General features: G+C 54.0%; 12 protein-coding genes. 3 read left to right on the top strand and 9 right to left on the bottom strand.

Annotated elements, in window-relative coordinates; genetic code table 11:
- The first annotated feature begins 169 nt into the window (after positions 1–169).
- Positions 170–802 (top strand): TetR/AcrR family transcriptional regulator, encoded by a 633-nt coding sequence (locus AC0LWT_RS25690; protein WP_474684130.1) that lies wholly within the window; start codon positions 170–172, stop codon positions 800–802.
- A gap of 306 nt (positions 803–1,108) precedes the next feature.
- Here AC0LWT_RS25690 and AC0LWT_RS25685 read toward each other — a convergent pair whose 3' ends face one another.
- Together AC0LWT_RS25685 and AC0LWT_RS25680 are read right to left on the bottom strand one after the other, a co-directional pair.
- Positions 1,109–2,089, bottom strand: a complete 981-nt coding sequence (locus AC0LWT_RS25685) for an alpha/beta hydrolase family protein (protein WP_474684129.1) — start codon at positions 2,087–2,089, stop codon at positions 1,109–1,111.
- Positions 2,090–2,488: 399 nt separating this feature from the next.
- Complete coding sequence (locus AC0LWT_RS25680; RefSeq protein ID WP_474684128.1) at positions 2,489–3,466, bottom strand: carbohydrate kinase family protein; 978 nt, start codon at positions 3,464–3,466, stop codon at positions 2,489–2,491.
- Positions 3,467–3,679: 213 nt separating this feature from the next.
- On the opposite strand from AC0LWT_RS25680, the gene AC0LWT_RS25675 reads away from it, so the two are divergent.
- Entirely contained in the window at positions 3,680–4,888 is a 1,209-nt protein-coding gene (locus tag AC0LWT_RS25675; RefSeq protein WP_474684127.1) for an oxalate decarboxylase family bicupin, read from the top strand.
- A 183-nt stretch (positions 4,889–5,071) separates the two neighbouring features.
- Positions 5,072–5,977: an S-layer homology domain-containing protein gene (locus AC0LWT_RS25670; protein ID WP_474684126.1), complete on the top strand. Its 906-nt coding sequence runs from the start codon at positions 5,072–5,074 to the stop codon at positions 5,975–5,977.
- Positions 5,978–6,981: 1,004 nt separating this feature from the next.
- On the opposite strand, the gene AC0LWT_RS25665 is transcribed toward AC0LWT_RS25670, so the two are convergent.
- From AC0LWT_RS25665 to AC0LWT_RS25635, 7 genes are all read right to left on the bottom strand, one after another.
- Positions 6,982–9,876: a family 78 glycoside hydrolase catalytic domain gene (locus tag AC0LWT_RS25665; RefSeq protein WP_474684125.1), complete on the bottom strand. Its 2,895-nt coding sequence runs from the start codon at positions 9,874–9,876 to the stop codon at positions 6,982–6,984.
- A 57-nt stretch (positions 9,877–9,933) separates the two neighbouring features.
- The gene (locus tag AC0LWT_RS25660; RefSeq protein WP_474684124.1) at positions 9,934–10,764 is read right to left on the bottom strand and encodes a carbohydrate ABC transporter permease; all 831 of its coding nucleotides are present in this window, start codon (positions 10,762–10,764) and stop codon (positions 9,934–9,936) included.
- Positions 10,761–11,627, bottom strand: coding sequence for a carbohydrate ABC transporter permease (locus AC0LWT_RS25655; RefSeq protein WP_474684123.1), 867 nt, complete (start codon positions 11,625–11,627; stop codon positions 10,761–10,763). The genes AC0LWT_RS25660 and AC0LWT_RS25655 overlap by 4 nt, the downstream gene beginning before the upstream one ends.
- A 91-nt stretch (positions 11,628–11,718) precedes the next feature.
- The gene (locus tag AC0LWT_RS25650) at positions 11,719–13,065 is read right to left on the bottom strand and encodes an ABC transporter substrate-binding protein (protein WP_474684122.1); all 1,347 of its coding nucleotides are present in this window, start codon (positions 13,063–13,065) and stop codon (positions 11,719–11,721) included.
- Positions 13,066–13,158: 93 nt separating this feature from the next.
- A complete protein-coding gene (locus tag AC0LWT_RS25645) occupies positions 13,159–14,721 on the bottom strand; it encodes a response regulator transcription factor (RefSeq protein WP_474684121.1) in 1,563 nt (520 codons plus the stop codon).
- A complete protein-coding gene (locus tag AC0LWT_RS25640; protein WP_474684120.1) occupies positions 14,721–16,496 on the bottom strand; it encodes a cache domain-containing sensor histidine kinase in 1,776 nt (591 codons plus the stop codon). Before AC0LWT_RS25640 ends, AC0LWT_RS25645 begins: the two co-directional genes overlap by 1 nt.
- Before the next feature lie 1,669 nt (positions 16,497–18,165).
- Positions 18,166–19,212 (bottom strand): Rieske 2Fe-2S domain-containing protein, encoded by a 1,047-nt coding sequence (locus AC0LWT_RS25635; protein ID WP_474684258.1) that lies wholly within the window; start codon positions 19,210–19,212, stop codon positions 18,166–18,168.
- Positions 19,213–19,473 lie beyond the last annotated feature (261 nt).

Here is a 19,473-nt window from a genome sequence, read left to right as displayed (position 1 = left end):
AATGGCCCCTAGGAAAAAAATGGTTGAAACCAATCCACTTTCACAAAGGTTTAAAATCGGAATATACGGTTGAGCCATGTTGGTGGTAATAGTATAATTATTCACATATGCGGTAATGGATGAATTCGTAAATGTAAATTGAGGATTAAATTTATGGGGGGACTACTTGATGAATAACAAAACGGATAACCCCAGTGATGGCTTGGAACCTCGCGACCACACGGATCGACGCGTGCGCGCCGACGCACAGCGCAACATCAATGCTTTGCTCCAGTCCGCGATGACGGTGTTCGCGACCTCGGGAGTGGACGCTCCAGTGCGGGAGATTGCGGAGAAGGCCGGCGTCGGCGTCGGCACTGTTTACCGCCATTTTCCACAGCGCTCGGACCTTATCGAGGCCGTCTTCCGTCACGAGGTCGATGCTTGCGCAGATGCCGCGGAGGATTTGGCCGCCAAGCATGAACCCGGTGAGGCACTGGCGCGATGGATGCAGCGATACGTGGACTTCATAGCGGCTAAACGCGGACTCGCGGCGGCTCTGCATTCAGGCAACCCGGCATACGAGACCTTGCCCTCCTACTTCGAAAAGCGACTAAATCCCGCGCTGAGAACCTTGCTTGAAACGGCGACCGCTGCCGGTAAGGTGCGTGCCGACGTTGAGCCAGACGATTTGCTGCGGGCGGTCGCGAGCCTTTGTACGGTGGTACACAACGGCGATCCCGTGCATGCGCGGCAAATGGTTGCTCTGCTCGTAGATGGGTTGCGCTACCGCGCGATCCCGTCAGCAAACACGCCCTCCTAGAAGTCTGTCCGATGAACCTCCAATGCAATTTGACCATGCAATAAGTAAAAGGAACTCTCGCGTACCGTGCCAACAGATCGAGAGCTCCTTCCAATTATTGTGCAGATTTTACATAGTAACAAATTGGCAGTAGGAACGGTTCAGGTTCTTACCGCCATAATAAGGTATGTACAGTCGATAGGGGAAGCCATGCAAATGGCTCCCCTTTTCTCTTAGCTAATGGAAGCCTCTATCGTTTGTTTCTTAACGAAGCTACCCGTTCGACATGCGTTCGGATTTATTCGAAACGAAGTGCCCATCAGGCCCTTACTTGGACTCGATGCGCCCCAGCGGGCTGGCGCTCTCTTCCAGAGCCGCGCGAGCTGCCGGCCAACTGGAATCGTCGAGGTCGAGCGCGTTGCGAAGGTAAGCCCACGTGAGCCGCTGGACCACAGCGACTCGCTCGGGGTTCTCGTCCGTGGTCTCGGCGACGTCATATCCAGAGACCCCGCCGAGCCCGTGCTCTGCGTCAAACAGGGTGAGCAGGGACTTGGGGCCTGGGGAGAGGAAGTACGGATCGGTGTGCCAAGCCGGACCCCGAACCGTCAGGTGAGTAGACGTGTCTTTATCGCCGGCGACCACGAGCGCAGGCGTCGTCATCTCGGAGAAGTCCGTGGTCAAGAAGAAAGGATACTTCTCGGCTGCGAACTCGCTGAGGGCATCGCCGCCTCTGCCGGGCGCGGCAAGCAGTACACCCGCCTTGATCCGGGGCTCGACCAGGTTCACTTCCGTTCCGTCGTGCGGATCGGTGAGCCGGGCGCCCAGCAGCAGGCTCGCGGTGTGCCCACCCATCGAGTGCCCGGCTACGGCGACCTTGCTTCGGTCCAGGCGCCCGAGGAGCTGCGGGACAGCGGCCTCGATCACGTCGAACTGGTCGAGGATGCGCTTCATGTCCTCGGCCCGCGATCGCCAGTACAGAGGCGCCTCAGGGTCGCCGGTATCCAGGCTCAGCGTCCTCGAGCTCAGATGGGTGGGCTGGATCACGACGAAGCCGTGCGCCGCCCAGAAGTTGGCGAGGGGGGCGTATCCGTTCAGTGAGGAGAGGTTGTTCGAGTAGCCCTGACCGTGCGAGAGGAGGATGACCGGCAGGTCGCTCCCGGTCATAGGCGCGGAGACCCGTACCTCCAGGTCCACGGCTCGGCCGGGAGCTGGCAGCACTACCGGACTGACCGAGAGGACGGGAGCGGGCGTGCTGAGGGCCTTATCTATAGCCGGCGTGGTTGTGTTGCTCATGGAATGATCTTTCATAGTAAACTCCTTTTTTCATCGATTTATGGCCAACCCGCCTTGTTGTGCTAAAGACAAACACAAACGGAACCACGTTCCAATTATATATGGAACATCGTTCCGTTTGCAATAAGTATTTCGATTAAACACTCGTTTAGATTGAAAAAGGGCACGCCAAAAGAGGTAATTGAGGTTTATCCTAGGAACTGGAGAGAAACCTCACATATTACCTGATCATCGGCTTTTCGTAACTATGGCTTACTTATAAAGAAGCTGTGCGGGCTGTATTGCTTAAGGCAGCAATCATCGTCGATAAGTTTCGTGTTGTCCGTATAGCAAACCAGGGCTTCAAAAGGAACGCAGACCTGCCGAAAAATATGGGCGATTAAAGGCTTTGCGCGCTATTCACAAACTTCCCTCTTACTCCGCGCCGTTCCCGGCATTTCCCAACATCGTGCGGATAAAAGCATCCTGTTCCGCTTGCGCGCTCAGTGAGCGGCAGCAGCTCTCCGACGATTCTATCGTCCAGCCTGCAATCCGGGTGCCTGCCGCGACCGCGGTTCCGAGGTCTTTACCGTTTGCCAGGGCCATAACCGTCCCCGAGAAAAAGGCGTCTCCGGCGCCGCTCGTATCGACCAGTTTGACCGGCTGGACAGGCTGGAACCCGGATTCGCCGGTTCGGGCATCGTGATAGATTGCCCCGCTTGCTCCAAGAGTTACGACCATCTGCTTGATGGAACGGGACGTCATGAATTGCCGCAGCATTTGCGTCTGGGCCTCCCTGCTCAATTCGGCCAGAGACGGGCTGCCGAACAACCGCGCCGCTTCGAACTCATTGCAGATGAAGCACTCCAACCCTTCCAACACCTCGGGATGAGAAGCGATCACGCTAAAGTTGCTGGGGAGCCCGTAAACGTTCTTGTTCAGCTTTAGCGCCTGGTGGAGAATTCGCTTTGTCAGTTGTTCGTTCAAATCAAGGACAAGCACCACATGGCTTGACTCGGACAAAATTTGCTCGCCCTTCTCTTCTACCATCCGCTCTAACGCCCCAAGCTCCGGCATGTCCGAAATAGAACCGACCAAGTTGCCGTTTTCGTCCAAAATCGCAAGCCAAAAACCCATCCCTTTCTCCGGAATGGGCTTAATGTACTCCGTCCGAACTCCGCAATCCCGCAGATGCTCCACCACGGCCCTGCCGTTGCCGTCGGCATTCACGGTAGACATCATCGATACCCGGACGCCGAGCCGGGCCAGATTTTCCGCTACATTTCTTCCGACCCCGCCGTGTACGAAACGAACAGCCCCCAGATTCCGCCCGTTGTGCCGGTAAGCGTCTGATGAAAATCCTTTGCAATCCATAAGAATAGTGCCGATAACCGTTACATTCGTATCCATCATTCAAATCCTTTGGCTAAGTATACTCATTTTTCTTCTGCCCATTATACACGCATACCCTAGCTTATGAAAGCGGGCGAATGCGCGTTTGGTTTGGAGCACAAGCAAGGCGTTTGACGGCTGGCATATGTACGAAAAACGCATCATAAATTTGTAAAATGACAGCCGACCGCATGCTAAACAGAAACGGCGGTCCGGCGAAAGGAGGACGTTTGAATGGGTGGCAGGCCTTTATCGGGGCGGCCGGCGTATGTCAATATCCCGCAGCCCATCAGAAGCGATGGCGCCGGGGCGACGGATTTCGGCCCACGGGACGTTATGCGGGATTTGGAAAACCCCGACATGCTGGTCCCGCCGGCGACGGATGCCGGAACGATTCCCAACATGAAGTTTTCTTTTTCCGATACTCATATGCAGCTGAATTACGGCGGGTGGTCGCGGGAAGTGACCGCAAGGGAACTCCCCATCGCTACCACGCTGGCCGGGGTGAACATGCGGCTGACGCCGGGCGGCGTCAGGGAGCTGCACTGGCACAAGCAGGCCGAATGGGCCATTGTGACGCTGGGGAGGGCGCGCATCACTGCGGTCGATCAGGATGGGCGGAACTTTATCGCCGATGTCGGCGTGGGCGATCTGTGGTATTTTCCTCCCGGCATCCCGCACTCGATTCAAGGGCTGGCGGAAGGCTGCGAGTTTCTGCTCGTCTTCGATGACGGCAATTTCTCCGATATCGACACTTTCTCGATCTCCGACTGGTTCGCTCATACGCCGAAAGATGTGCTGTCGGCGAATTTCGGCGTACCCGAGAGCGTCTTTGCCCATGTTCCGAACGGACAGAAATATATTTTTCAAGCCCGGGTGCCCGGTTCTCTCGAAAGTCAGCAAGTTGCCGACCCGTACGGTTCGGTGCCCAAAAGTTTCACATACCGGCTGCTCGCGCAAAAGCCGCTGGTAACGCCAGGGGGAACGGTGCGCATCGCCGACTCCACCAACTTTCCTATTGCGACCGCGATAGCCGCCGCTTTGGTGGAAATCAAGCCCGGCGGAATGCGCGAAATGCACTGGCACCCTAACAACGACGAATGGCAGTATTACCTTTCGGGCACGGGGCGCATGACTGTTTTTGCGGCTGAAGGCACAGCCCGCACGTTCAACTACCGGGCGGGGGACGTGGGATACGTGCCCTTTGCCTTCGGACATTACATCCAAAACACCGGGAACCAAAACCTGTGGTTTCTGGAAATGTTCAAAAGCAACCGCTTCGCCGACATATCGCTCAACCAATGGATGGCCCTGACCCCTTACGAGCTCGTGCAAAATAATCTTGATGCGGAACCGGCGTTGATGAACGCTCTGCGCAAAGAAAAATGGCCTGTCGTCCGCTACCCGGCGCCGGCGCCCGCTCCCATACATAGAAAGCCATAAGACAACTAATACTAGCTGTCTTATGGCTTTTGTTTTATATTCCCAACCCGTCGATGAAACGGCGCATCCGGAAAATTGACGAATTTTCCGAAAGCCCTGCAACTTTTTCCACGCCATTTCCGTTTTAAGGGTAACTCTAGAGGACAACAACATAAATCATGAATGATAAGGAGCGAAATAACATTGAAAAAATTAATCGCATTAACCTTAACGTCTTTAATGGTCGGCAGTCTGACATTTAGTACGGCATTCGCTTTTTCGGATGTCGAAGAGGGACAAGCGGAAGCTGTATCGGCGCTGCAAAGCCGCGGCGTCGTCAGCGGAATCGATAGCGAGCACTTCATGCCCAAAGGCAAGATCAGCTATGCGCAAAGCGTGCAAATGATCGTAAAAGGCTTGAATTTAAACTTAGACACGATCAAATTTGTCAAAAAGCCGGAGGCATCGGATACTTACACCAACATTCCAAACAATGCCTGGTATGCGGACGCGTTCATCATCGCTCATTACAACGGCCTGGAGATTCCCAAGGATGTGAATCCGAACGCCATCATTACACGGGAACAGTTCGGGAACTTGCTGGTTCACGCCCTGGAGAAAGACGGGAAGTTCCCGCTGGTGAAAATGTATGTCGAGATCAAGGATGCCGATCAAATTACGACTGAGTATCAAGGCGCGCTGCAGCGCATGCTTTTGTATAAAATCACTTCGCTCGACAAGGACGGCAAGCTGAATCCGAAAGGCGAGCTTACCCGCGGGGAAGCGGCGACTTGGGTTTACAACGCGGCTAAGGTCGCAGCCGCCCACACGCAAAAGCCGGCGCCGACCGAGAACGTTTCGGTGGCTGTCGAAAAAATCAACGACGACATCAACAAAGTGACGCTGTCCCGCGGTTCCAAGCCCAGCACGGGCTATGGGATAACAATTACCGGCATCCGGTTCGAGCAGGACGGCCAAGCCGTCATCACGTATACGCTGCAGGACCCGCAGCCGGATTCGATGAACTTAACTGTAATTACCGAGCCGCAGGCCGTGACTTACGTTTCCTCCAAATACAAAGCAGTGGCCGAACCAGCCGCTGCGAAGTAATGCTAGAAAAGACGCCTCCGGCACCCGCTGTACCAGTGTATGGGGGGCGTCTTTTTCGTGTTGTAGCAGCTTGGCCGGGAGCGCTGTACGATGCATGGTCGCACTGCGCTCAGCTCCCAGCGCGCGGTGGTGCTACTGCATAACGGCGGTCGGTCGGCCACATCGTTACAACATCGATCCAAGCCTCCTTCAACGACCCGAGGCACTCTCTCCTCCAGCTGTGCACGATGCATGGTCGCACTACGCTCAGCTCCTTGCACGCGGTGGTGCTGCTGCATGACGGCGGTCGGTCAGCCACATCGTTACAACATCGATCCAAAGCCCACTTCAACGACCCGAGGCACTCTCTCCTCTCGCTTGTACACGATGCATGGCGGTCACAACCCATCGTTACAGCACCAAGGGGGGTGTGAGGGATGTCGGAGGGTGCGGGAAGGCTGGGGAGTGCTGATAGGCAGGTTTTTGGGTACAACTTTTCAGCGGCTGGAGATAAGATGAGCGTATTGTCCGGTAACAAGTGGCTAGTTTTGTCAGTCGAGGGATGATTTCGCCCACCCGTAATCGGCTGATTCGGTTTGATCAACAGCTTCAGGGCCAGAAAAACTGCAAAAATACAGGCTTTTTCGAGGAAACCGGCTCGTTTCGAGGAAAAGCCTGCAATTGTGCAGGAATTTTCCGAAATGATGGGCCTGTGCTTGAGTTCGGGCGTAAAAACCTGCAGATTTGCAGGAATTCTTCGAAACTAGCACAGTTGGCTGCAAAAAGATGCACTTTTGCAGGCTTTCAGCGCGCGATGCCGACGATGCCTTAGCAAGCAGTGTTCCAGCACGGCATCTCGCAGGAACGGAACGACGACGCACCCGCTCCCCCCTGAAGAAAGCCAAACCCACCCCACAAGCGGCATCAGCGTTTGTGGAGTGGGTTTTGGTGCTTGCGGGGTGGCATCAGCGCTTGCAGGGCGGCTTTGGTGCCTGCAAGCGGCATCAGCACCTGCGGGGCAGTTCTTACAAGCTGGAGAGCTCTTCGAGCAGCGCGGACAGCTTTTCGCCCGGCAGGCTCACGAACGGCAGCTCCGCCAACTGCTTGAAAGTGGACTTTTTCACGATATGGAAGGCGCCGCCGTTGAAAAGATCCGGCAAGTGCTTTTTCAGCACTTCGGCCGCCGCCGGATCGCTCAGCACGTCGTCGATTCTCGTGTTCACCGTGTAGATGACGCGGAACAAATTCGCATTCGTGTAGGTGAAGGAGTACGCCCCTGAACCGATCATCAGCCGCACTCCCTGCTCGCTCTCGCCGATCAGCTGGATGCCTTCGGCCGAGCCCGGCTCCACACCGCTTTCTTTCAGGCCGCCGATCGTCGCGCCCCTAAGCACAACCTCAGCGGTCGTGTTCGCCGGAATCCGCACGTTCACTTCAATCCGGTCGCCGTCGACCCGCCACCCGGATTCAACCCGGCCGTACATCGATCGATGGGCGGCTGAAGCGTAAGCGAGCTTGTTCAGGCCGAACAAAGGCTCGATATGCATCCGTTTGAACGCCGGCACCGCGGCATCCATGTCCAAGCCGGCTACTTTGCGGTACATCCAGTCGCCGATGGCGCCGTAGGAATAATGGTTGAAAGAGTTCATGTCATCGCTCCAGAACGAACCGTCCGGCTTGATGCTGTCCCAATGCTCCCAGATCGTCGTCGCGCCTTTGGAGACGGAGTACAGCCAGCCCGGATAGCTTTCCTGCAGCAGCAGCTTCACGGCCGTACGGTGGTAGCCGTTATTCGAAAGCGCGAAGCACAGGTATGGCGTCCCTACGAAACCTGTCGTTAAGTGGTACTCGTTGTCCACGAGCAGCTCGTTCAAATCATGCGCGACTCTCGCTCGAACGCTATCGTCGACCAAATCAAAAACAAGCGCAAGCACATGAGCCGTTTGCGTAGGAGCGGCGACCCTGCCGGTTTTCGTGACGAACTCTTCCCGGAACGCTTGCACGACCTTCCCGTAAAGCTCGCCGTACAGCCGGGCATCGTCCTCTTTGCCGAGAGCGAGTGCGGCATCGCGGAGGAGACGCGTCGAATACGCGTAGTAAGCGGTCGCGATCAAAGCCGTCGGAGTCGCTCCGATGTAACTGTTCTCCTTGGCGTCAAGACCGAGCCAATCGCCGAAATGGAACCCCGTGTTCCATAAATATTCGTTTTCGCCTTGAGCACGAATGTACTCGACCCAGGCTTTCATGCTTTCGTACTGCTCGGCTAACAGACGCGTATCCCCGTAGTATTGGTAAACGGTCCACGGGCAAATGACCGCGGCGTCGCCCCATGCAGCCGAATTCGCGCCGCCCGCCACGTCCGGAATGACGAAAGGAACTCCGCCGTTCGGCAGCTGCTCCGCCTTCAGATCGTGCAGCCATTTGGTAAAAAACGGCCCGCCCTGGAAGTTAAACAGCGCCGTGCTGATAAATACCTGTGCGTCCCCGGTCCAGCCCAGCCGCTCGTCGCGCTGCGGGCAATCGGTCGGCACATCCAGGAAGTTGCCTCTCTGCCCCCACTTGATGTTGCTTTGCAGCCGGTTCACCCGCTCGTCGGAGCATTCGAACTCGCCGGTCGGCTCCATGTCCGTATGAATCACTTCGCCCGTAAAAGCATCCAGCGGCAGTCCGTTCTCCTGGCCCGGGAAGCCCTCCACTTTCACGTAACGGAAGCCCATGAACGTGAAATAAGGAGCATAGCTTTCCTCGCCGCTGCCTTTTGCGACATACTCAACGGTCTGCTTCGCCGGACGAAGGTTGCCGAAATAGATGTTGCCGTCTTTGTCCAGCACTTCCGCATGCCGCAGCTGAATGCGGGTTCCGGCCGGAGCGTTCACTGTAAACCGAACCCGGCCCACCATATTTTGCCCCATATCCAGCACATGATCGCCGGCAGGCGTTACAAAGTAAGAAACGGGGCGCAAGATTTCGGTTACCCGCGTCGGATCGTTCTCTTGAGCGACCAGGACGCTTAGCGGCAAACCTTCGCAAATCTGCACGGACTTCCACTGCCCTTCGCTCAGCTCCGCGCCGCTCCAGCCTTCTTGCTCCAATCGCGCATCGTAGGTTTCTCCGTGGTAGATCGTCGAATACAAAATCGCGCCTGTAGAAGCCTTCCATGACGAATCCGTGGCAATGACCGTTTCCGTTCCGTCCTTGTATTGAAGATGAAGCTGCAGCAGCGCCGCCCGGCGGTCGCCGTACTTGTAGTTTTTATTTTCAAAGCCCATCCCGCTCTTGTACCAGCCGTCCCCAAGCATGATGCCGATTCCGTTGCCGCCCTCAAGCAGCAGCTCCGTCACGTCGTACGACTGAACCTGCAGCCGGTTGTGGTAGCTGGTCCAGCCCGGAGCAAGCACTTCCTCGGACACGCGCCGGCCATTCATATACAGTTCGTAAACCCCTGCCGCTGTCGCATAAATGCGGGCGGACACAAGCCCTTCTTTCGCCTCGAACCGTCTGCGGAGAAGAAAAGCCGGCTCGGCGTCAGGATCGATCTCATCCGCATGCGGCGTAATCCATTGCGCATGCCATTCGCTTTGATCGAGAAGCCCCATTTCCCACCAGGCGGTTTCACTCCATTCGGATTCGCGGTCGAAGCGGTCCCATACTTTTACCCGATACGAGTAGCGCATGCGCGATTTCAGCCCGGGTCCCGCGTACGGAATTTGGATCGACTGCTCCGATTCGACGAAGCCCGAATCCCACAGCGGCGCGCCAAAATCGCCGTCCATGCCGGCTACGACAATCCGATATCCGCGCTGCATCGTGCTGCGGCGGTCCGATTGAAGCTGCCAGCTAAACCGCGGGCTCGCGACTCCAATGCCAAGCGGATTCGTGCGGTATTCGCATTTTAGTGCTTCAACTGTCAATTTCCCCATAAAATCTCTCCTCTTCTTTGGCCTTATGATTAACAGCATAAATATTAGCGCTATTAATTAACCTTTGACTGCGCCTGCGGTCATGCCGGCCACAATCTTTTTGTTGAAAAAGATGAACAAAATCAGCGGCGGCAAAGTAATGAGCAAAATATTCATAAACAGCAAGTTCCACTGCGTGACGTACTGGCTTTGGAAATTGTAAAGCGTAAGCTGCACCGTAGCGTTTTTCGCTCCCGGGAAAAAGTACAGCGGATTCGTAAAGTCGTTGAAGATGCCGACCGAAGAAGTGACGATAATCGTTGCGGTAACAGGTTGAAGCAAAGGGAGGATGATCCGGTAAAACAGCTTGAAGCCGCTGCACCCGTCAACGACCGCCGCCTCGTCGATCTCGCGCGGAATCGCGGACATAAAGCCTTTGTAGAGCAGGACGCCGAACGGGAAGCCGAGCGCAACCTCGACCAGGACAAGTCCTGGCATCGTTTTAAACAGTCCGAGACCGTTCAGCACCCAGATCGTAGGCACGATGGCGGGCGGAATGATCAGTCCCGACAGGACGAGAAAGTTCAGCCACGGCGTAGCCCTGTCCTGCCTGCGCTGCATGACGTACCCGGCCATGGCGCAGACGATAACGAGCACGACGATCGATACGACCGTGAGCAGCGTGCTGTTGTAGAACGCCCTTATCAGCATATAATCCCGCGCAGCGATCACTTGTTTTAAATTGTCCCAAAAATGAATCGTCGTCGGCCACGCCAAGTTCAAGAGCGAGGATTCCTGCTTATCCTTGATCGCATTGACGATAACGAAATAAAAAGGGATCCAGAAAACGACAACCGTCAGAAGAACGGCAACGGCCTCCACACTGAACCTTCTTATCCCTTTGCTCATAGGTCAACCTCTTTTCTATTCAAGTACGTATACAGCGGGAAAGCCAATGCCGTGACGAAAATAAACAGAATGACGTTGCCTGCCGTCGCCAGACCGTAATAGCCGCCTTGGTACTGCTTGTAAATGATCGAAGCGATGAGGTCGGTCGTAAAGCCCGGTCCCCCTTTGGTCATCGCCCATACGAGGTCAAAAGAGCGCAATCCGCCGATAAACGCCAAAATGATGACCGAGTTCGTCGCCGGACGGCTGAGCGGAAGGATGATGTTCCAAAACTTGCGGAATGAGCCGCCGCCGTCGATTTCCAGCGCTTCATAATAGTCTTGAGGAATCGACATGATTCCGGCAATGTAAATGACGGTGGCGAAGCCGACGCCTTTCCAGACGTCCACCAGCGCTACGGACAACAGCGCGATGCGGGTATCGCCCAACCAGTCCGGCCCGGTGATGCCGAGCGCGGCTAGCGAAGTATTGATCAAGCCTTGAGTAGGATGCATCATCATGCTGAAAGTAATGCCGACCGCAATGGCGCTAAGCAAAGTCGGGAAAAATATGACAGACCTCAGGTAACCTTTGGTTCTTATTTTTGAAGTTAGAAATACGCCCAGCAAAAGTCCCAAAACCACTTTCAGGACGCAAGTGACGACCGCGTAAATGAATGTATTTTTGAAGCCGATAACGAGCGATGCTTCCTGGAAAAACATTTTGAAATTGTCCAAACCGATAAATTGCCAATCCGCCAAATTCCACCTGGTCAAACTGAAGAAAAAGGACATGACGGTTGGCAGCAGGAAGATCACCAGGTAAACAACCGCCGCCGGGATCAGAAAAGCGTATGAATACGTGCGTTTGAAAATCTTGGTCATCGAGTTCACCCCTGTATCTTAAAGAAGGAGAGCCGGTCCTGCATCCAATTTGCATGAGGACGGGCTCCCCTCAGATTCTATCCGTTAGCGACTACCATCCTTGAAGACCAAGCTGCTTCGCTTGTTTTTCTACATCTTTGTCGTATGCCTCCGCGCCTTGTTTGCCCGTCTTGATGCCTGCGCCGACTTCCGTCGTAATTTGCGGCATGCTGGAGCCTTTGACAGGAGATACATACTCCAGCGCCGGAGCCGTTTTGCCGGAATTGAAATACGGGAACATATCTTTAACCGCTTGCGATACATTGTCAGGAAGCTTGGCGTCCTTGATCGCATACGGTCCCGTAGGCTTGGAAACCGAAAGCGTCGCGGCGATGCCTTCTAAAGATGCGGTGAAGTTGAGGAATTTCTTGGCTTCTTCGATGTGCTGGCTCTTCTTGTAAATATAAGCTCCATTCGGCATCCAAAGGGTCAAACCGTTTTGATCCGCGCTGTCCCCGGGCTGTGCGAAGAAGCCGATATCCTTCATTTTGTCCGGATAATTCTGTTCCAAAGTAGGAATCGCAAAGGAAAGCATCGGATATTGCGCGCCCTTGCCTTCCGCCAGCATTTTCAAACCGGCATCATAATTCGTGGCCAAAAAGTCTTTATTCATATACCCTTTCTTCGCAAGTTCCTCCAGCTTCTCAAAGCTTCTCAGAGCGGCCGGATCGGTCGAGTATTTGGCTTTGTTGGCCGTGTAATCGTCCGCGAATTTCGGATTTTTAGCTTGCACATTGTAATAGTCCGCGAGCACGACGATCTGAGAGGTCCAATCATCCTTGTAGGAGCCGATGACAGGCGTAATGCCGGCCGCTTTGATCTTCTCGTTATTGGCCATCAGTTCATCCCACGTTTTCGGAACGGAAAGACCCAGATCCGCATAAATCTTTTTGTTGTAAAACCAGCCGCCGCCCGATGTCGAGCCTTGCGGGGCCCCGTAGATTTTGCCTTTAAAAGTAACCGTAGGCTTGAAGGAATCGATCACATTCGCCATGAACGGCTCGTTAGTCAGATCCAGCAAGTTTTGCTCCGGATTAAGCGCTTGCATAAGAGAACCGGCATTATACCAGAAAACGTCGGACATATCCCCCGTAGCAAGACGGGTTTTTACGATATTGTCGCCTTCGCCGCCGCCCGGACGGGTTTCCGTTTCAACATGAATATTCGGATATTTCTTTTCAAATGCCGCGACAACCGCGTTGGAGGTATTGACGACATCCTGCGAATTGTCTACAAGCAGCGAAATCGTCACTTTTTTCCCCGAAGCGTCGGTTTGAGCCGCCGGTTGTCCGCTTTTATCTCCGGCTTGCTGCGATGCGCCGCCGCAGCCTGCGAGCGCGCCGGAAAGCAGCACCGCGGTTGACAATGACGCGACAAGCTTTGTTCCCTTTTTATTCATCGGTTAAGCCCCCTTATGATGTTGACTTGTTGTGCAGAGTTCGATCCCCCTGCAGTTTTATTGTAATACCGGCTCATGGGGTGCGGCAGTGCTTCATTTTTTTGTTTCATGTCCGTTTTTTTCTGATTGCACCGCATCTATTTCTGAATGTGCACGTATATCCATATAATGTACATGCTGCTCTTTATATTGCCCCGGCGCTACCCCTGTATACTTTTTAAACACCTCGGAAAAATGTCTATACGTATGATAGCCTACCTTCTCGCTGACTTCGTTCACCTTCAAGCCTTTGCCAAGCAGCGATTTGGCCAGCTCCATCCGGTACCGGGTCACATATTTGATGTACGACTCGCCCATCTCCTCTTTGAACAGCACGCTGAAATACGTCTGGTTCATGCCCACGTGCTCGGACACTTCCTGCAGGGTCAAATCACGGGTGCAATTCTGCCGGATAAAATGGCACGCCCGGACGACGGCGGCATGTCGCGAATCGCCACGGGCATCGATTGTGACGTCGGCGATCCGCTCGATCTGGCTGCGGAACCATTCAGCGACCCGCCCTTTCGCGGCCATTTCGCCGAACTCGACATGCGGCATGCTGTCATGCAGCCGGAAAGACTTGTCTCCGGCGCTTTTTTTCGCTTCCTCCAGCAGCAAATAAATCAGCTTGAGCATCTCATGCTCCGTCACTTCCGGATCGAACTTCCCGCTTTGCAGCCATTGAATAAAGCTGTCGATCTGCTCAAGCAGCACCGCTTTGTTGCCAGAGCGCAGACTCAGAATGATCGCTTCTTCCCGCTCCGTCACCCCTTCGGGCACATCCGCAAGGTCGCCCAAATCCTCGAAGCGTATCATCCCCTTCTCGCCCAAAAAACGCGCCGTTCTCAGCGCGCGAAGCGCCTCTTTGCAGCTGAGGGACGCTTCCGAAACGCGCAGCTTCGTCCCGCCGCTGCCGACCGGCATTTCGGCATGCTCGAATTCGCCTATCGCATGCTCCCAGAACTCCTGCGCCGGAACGTCGTAATGAAAAAAAACGATCATCCGCTCCTGCCCGTGCCTGACGGCGACCGCATCGTACGCAGCGCCCTCCGGAGGCACGAGCTCGTCCGCCGCAGCGGCGATGACGGTTACGGCCTGCACCCGCTGCGCGTCCGGCCCGAAGCTCTCCCGCCACTTCGCCTCGGCTTCCGCCCCGATCAGCAGCAGATCGAGCGTCGCCTTTTCGAGCAGCTCCCGCCTGTTATTTTGCGACGCCCGCTTTAATTCCCGGATCTCCTTTTGCCGGCCAATACGGTCAAGCACTTTGCGGATAGCTTTTTCCACGCTCTGGATCGTAATCGGCTTCTCCAAATAATCGACAACGTCCAGGTTGATAGCCCTTTTCACATATTCAAACTCGTTGAATCCGCTGAACACGACACAATACGTCTCCGGTGCTTCCCGCATGACCTCCTCGATCAGCTGCAGCCCGTCCATGCCCGGCATCCGAATGTCAGTAAATATCATATCCGGCCGCTCGCTGCGAAAAAGAGACAGCGCGGACAAACCGTCGCTTGCGGTACCGGCCAGTTCGATGCCGAAGCCCGCCCAATCGATCATTTCCCGAAGGCCTTTGAGCACGATATATTCATCATCAAATACGGCTGCTTTCAGCATCAGTCATCCCTCTTTTCCATAATTGGGTTAAAGCGAATTTCGATCTTCGTCCCTTGATTCACCCGGCTCGAAATCGTCATGGAACTGCTCGCTCCGTAATACAAAAGCAGCCGTTCCCGCACATTCCGCAAGCCGTACCCCTGCTCCGTCCGTTTCATATCTTCAATGCCGACCCCGTTATCCTCGACCGTAAAAATAAGAAATCCATCCTCCCTCCTGCCGGTCAGACGAATCGTGCCGTCCCCGACTTTGGGCTCCAGGCCGTGATAAATCGCATTCTCGACAAGCGGCTGCAGCAGCAGCTTCATAATCTCCATCCCCATGATGGAGGGCTCCACTTCTTCCACATATTGAAATCGGTTGTCATACCGGATATTTTGTATCGTCATATAATGCTCAATGTGCTTCAATTCCTTGAACACCGATATCATATCTTTCCCTTTATTCAAGCTCAGCTTGAAGCTTTCCGATAAAGAGACCGCCATTTGGGCGATATCGTTGTTTTTTTGCAGTGTAGCCATCCAGTAGATCGAATCCAGCGTGTTATACAAAAAATGAGGCTTGATCTGCGCCTGCAGCGCCCTTAATTCGGCTTCGCGCTCTTTGAGCTCGGAGAGGGTCAGCCGCTCGTTCAAATCCTTGTTTTCCGAAGCCAGCCGCTTGAACGTCTCGCCGATCGTTCCGACTTCATCCTGTTCGAACGTCTCCGTAAAATCGCGGGTTCCTTTTGTCCACTCGACCATCATTTTTTTGATCTGCAGGAGCGGCCGGGTAATGGTGCCGGAAATAAAAATAGATACGATAAGCGCGACGAATCCCATCGAAACCGCGATGGAGGTTGTGACCATGGCGATTCTATTCGATTTTTTCAGCAGCTCCTGAATTTTAATCAAGTGGACAAAGGTCCAGCCCGTCGTCTGATTCTGATATTGGCTGATCAAAAATCCGTTGTCCCGCAGTTCGCTAAGCACGGCGCCAAGGTCCCCTTCCCGGGAAGACGGCAAATCCGGCATGCCGTTATTAAATACGATGTTGGTCTTTCCCTGATCGGGTTCGAGCGCCATAAAGCCGCCGTAATCGTTGCTTGCATTAAATATGTTGTTGAATATCGATTTCGATACGTTGACGACGAGCAGACCGATCGGCTCGCCGTTCGGATCGGAAGCATCCCGGAACAGTTTTACCGTAGAAAACGAATCCTTCGACTCCCCCAGCACGTCATAGCCGAAAAAGACGACCCTCCCCTGGGCGTTAAAAGCGTTTCGATACCACTCCGTTTGTTGGATCAGCGCCTGCTTGTTCGGTTTCTCATAAATGCCGGCATCATCGGAACGCCCGGTGCAAAACGTCCGGAAATCGAGATTGAATACACAGACGGAATTCACGAATTTGGTGTCGGAAAGATTGCTATTGACCAGCTTCTGAAGCCTGCTGGGCGTCCATTCCAGCGAGCTGCCTTGCCCGAAGATCGGCTGCGTGCCGCTGCCGGTGTTGCTGCTGCTCAGCACGCCCCGCATTTCGTCGTTCATCACGATCGACCGGTGCAGATTGACAATATTTCGCAGCAGCAAATCGGCCACTTCGCTGGACGTTTCCAAGTGATCCTCATTCGTCTGCGCGTTCGTCTCCATGAGCGTGCTTTTGGCGATATTGAAGGAAATGTACCCCAGTATGAACAGCGGGGGCAAAGATACGACAATCATCGCCGCGAGAAAGCGGCTTCTAAGCTTTTGGAAACGTAATTTACTGCGAAGTAAACGCATCCAAGATTTCATGCTGACCCCCCCTGTCGTCGCTTTCGTTTTGTGCGGCGTTCCGCAACGCCAATCAGCGGCCTGAAGAGACGAAACAGGTCGCTGAACAATACAAAATCCTATAAGGCTATTATATATAGGGTGTATAGACATACAAAATGTACACATTTTTTTGGCGCATGTCCGTTTTTTTTGGGTGAACGATACGCTCCCGCATCGCACCGATACAACAAAAAAACACGCGTCAGCGTGCACCTTGTTAGCGGGGATAATTTTTTTTGGGGGGGCGGCTGCCGGAATGCCTCATAAACGATACCTCGACCATCGGACAGACAAAAAACACTACCCCGACCATCTGGCAGACAAAATAATGAAGAACGCTCGCCGCAAGTTCCCCCGGCAAATTCCCCCGATTGAAGAAACTGATTCCACCAAAATTTGCTCATGCACCACTCGCTATAGGTTCCCCGGTCCGACTTGGTTCCATACGTGGAAATCCTGACCTTGAAAGAACAAAATCACCCCGACGGCTGACAAAGCACTTACCCCCAACTTTATGCACACTTTATCCACAAGCAACAAAAATCATAATTTCCTAAACAGTGAGATAAACCTCTATCGAGGTCTTTTCGAAGATGAGCGACCGCGTTCAGAGGTAGGTTTATTCGCCAATAAGAGTGCTGTTCTACGCGCTTTAGCGCTGTAAAGAACTTAAACATTCTTATGTGGTAAAAAAATGCTCCTTTCGGAGCATTTCTAAGACCTGTCGCAAACTCGCTAGCCCATCGCTGAAGCCGGCAACGTGCACAATTCCTGCAAAACATACAAGTCACAAAACATTCCTGCACCATCGCTCGCCATCGCAGGCTGTCGAAAGACTCGCCCGCTACTCGCAAGCACATCTACTCGGCAACGCGGCGAAAACCTGTAAAAACCCCCATGACGCCGTGGACGTCACTCCACAGAATAAAAATAATCAGGCACACTGCGTTCTATTTTCGTATAAAGTGCAGGTTTTCACTCGTGCTTACGCCAGCAACGAGAAATTCCTGCAAAAACCCCCGTGACGCCGTGGACGTAGCCCCACGGAATGAAAATAATTCAGGTCTACTGCGACTATTTTCGTATAATGTGCAGGTTTTTGCGCGTGCTTCCCCCTGTAACGAGAAATTCCTGCAAAAACCCCCATGACGCCGTGGACGTAGCCCCACGGAATGAAAATAATTCAGGTCTACTGCGACTATTTTCGTATAATGTGCAGGTTTTTGCGCGTGCTTCCCCCTGTAACGAGAAATTCCTGCAAAAACCCCCATGACGCCGTGGACGTAGCCCCACGGAATGAAATAATTCAGGCTTACTGCGTCTATTTTCGTATAATGTGCAGGTTTTTGCGCGTGTTTACCCCAGCAGTGAGAAATTCCTGCAAATGTGCAGGTTTTTGCTCGTGCTTACGCCAGCAGCGAAAAATTCCTGCAAATGTGCAGGAATTTCATCGAACATACGGGCCCAAGCTCATTTTCACCAGAAATTCCTGCACTTTCGCAGGCTTTTCGCCAAAACGGGCCCCTTTTACGGAAAAAGCCTGCACTTTCGCAGTTTTTTTGTAGCGCCTCCTCCGGCTACCTGGCCAAGTATCGTGACTTTCTCGGTCAATCGCACATCTACAGCATGTCGGGCCGGGTTTTGCCTTCTATGACGTGTAGGTTTTGCCGAGCCCCAACTCGGTAAGAAGCTGGCGGTACGCGATGGAGGTGCGGTCCGCCGGAATATGCGCTTCGGCTTGCAAATCAAGCGGCAGATCTTCCGGCGTCTGCGCTTCGACCATATCCCGGTCCTCTTGGAACACCTGCAGGTTAAACTTGATGGTGTCCTCGACGGGCGCGTTTTTATCGAAATTTCGCGATATCGGGCAAAACAATCTCGTATAGCGCGCCGAAACCGGCGATGCGCAGTTCAAGATCATCAGCTTGCCGTCATTCGGGAAATGTACGGTGAGCGAAGCTGCAAACGGAGGGAATACGTGAAATTCGCGGAGCCACATGAATCCGTCCGGCGCCGGATTTTCCTGGCCTCTTCCGTAATTGCTGACGGTGCTCCAATACTCGGCCAACAGTTGGTTGCCTTCACGCGTTACTTTGTATTGGGGAACTTCGGTGTTGTTGCGGTCGCCAAATGTTTCGGTATGCACAAAGGCGAAATGCGACACATCCAGAAAGCCTTCCATCTGCCGCCCTGCCGATCCCGCAATGTCGAAACTCGGCGGCAGCACGTTCATATAATCCGGATCGTCCCATCCGGGAAACGATGGAAGCTGTTCTTCCGTTGAAGCAAGCGAGGTCCATACCAAGCCGTATCGTTCAACGGCCGGGTATACGATCAATTTCAATTTCGGTGAAATTTTAGCGTCCGGATGCGCCGGAACCGCTGTACATTTGCCTTCGCAATTGTAACGGAAGCCATGATAGGGGCAGACGATTTCCCCGTTCTCCACCCAACCCATGCTCAACGGGGCACCGCGATGAAAGCAGAGGTCCCGGGCAATCACGATTTTGCCGTTGCTGCGGTAGCACACGAGCTTTACATCCAAAAGCTTGACAGCAAGCGGCTTATCCCCCACTTCGCTGACTGCGGCTACCGGATACCAATATTTGGACAGCACTTGCCAATCTTGAGGCGTAAACGTGCAATCCCGTGGAAGCTGAACTTCGGCGCTCGCTGTCATACTCTCATTTACCATCATCGTATCCACCCCATCATATTTTGGATAAAATCAAATCACGACCGGCCGGCTGCCCCGGCCTCGCATCCCACGCATGGGGTTTGGCGCCCCCGTCGTGGAGAGCCACGACGTGCGTTGGGGGAGAGATGCCTCACGCCCTATGCACGGGATCTAACCCCCAATGTTGTCAGGTTAAGCGGTTATAGCCCCCGCCGCTTGGTCTTCGTGAATTTGTTAGCTTTTGTCTGTTTGTTCCGTTTGAAAGAGCGATCCTTCACT

This window comes from Paenibacillus sp. sgz302164 (genome assembly GCF_056120505.1).
The sequence above is the reverse complement of the archived record's forward strand: the minus strand, read 5'-3'. Positions and strand labels throughout refer to the sequence as shown.

Bases quoted from the DNA above. Each gene is read 5' to 3' on its own strand.
- AC0LWT_RS25690 (WP_474684130.1), top strand. From the start codon at position 170: ATGAATAACAAAACGGATAACCCCAGTGATGGCTTGGAACCTCGCGAC.
- AC0LWT_RS25685 (WP_474684129.1), bottom strand. From the start codon at position 2,089: ATGAAAGATCATTCCATGAGCAACACAACCACGCCGGCTATAGATAAG.
- AC0LWT_RS25680 (WP_474684128.1), bottom strand. From the start codon at position 3,466: ATGATGGATACGAATGTAACGGTTATCGGCACTATTCTTATGGATTGC.
- AC0LWT_RS25675 (WP_474684127.1), top strand. From the start codon at position 3,680: ATGGGTGGCAGGCCTTTATCGGGGCGGCCGGCGTATGTCAATATCCCG.
- AC0LWT_RS25665 (WP_474684125.1), bottom strand. From the start codon at position 9,876: ATGGGGAAATTGACAGTTGAAGCACTAAAATGCGAATACCGCACGAAT.
- AC0LWT_RS25660 (WP_474684124.1), bottom strand. From the start codon at position 10,764: ATGAGCAAAGGGATAAGAAGGTTCAGTGTGGAGGCCGTTGCCGTTCTT.
- AC0LWT_RS25655 (WP_474684123.1), bottom strand. From the start codon at position 11,627: ATGACCAAGATTTTCAAACGCACGTATTCATACGCTTTTCTGATCCCG.
- AC0LWT_RS25650 (WP_474684122.1), bottom strand. From the start codon at position 13,065: ATGAATAAAAAGGGAACAAAGCTTGTCGCGTCATTGTCAACCGCGGTG.
- AC0LWT_RS25645 (WP_474684121.1), bottom strand. From the start codon at position 14,721: ATGCTGAAAGCAGCCGTATTTGATGATGAATATATCGTGCTCAAAGGC.
- AC0LWT_RS25640 (WP_474684120.1), bottom strand. From the start codon at position 16,496: ATGAAATCTTGGATGCGTTTACTTCGCAGTAAATTACGTTTCCAAAAG.
- AC0LWT_RS25635 (WP_474684258.1), bottom strand. From the start codon at position 19,212: ATGGTAAATGAGAGTATGACAGCGAGCGCCGAAGTTCAGCTTCCACGG.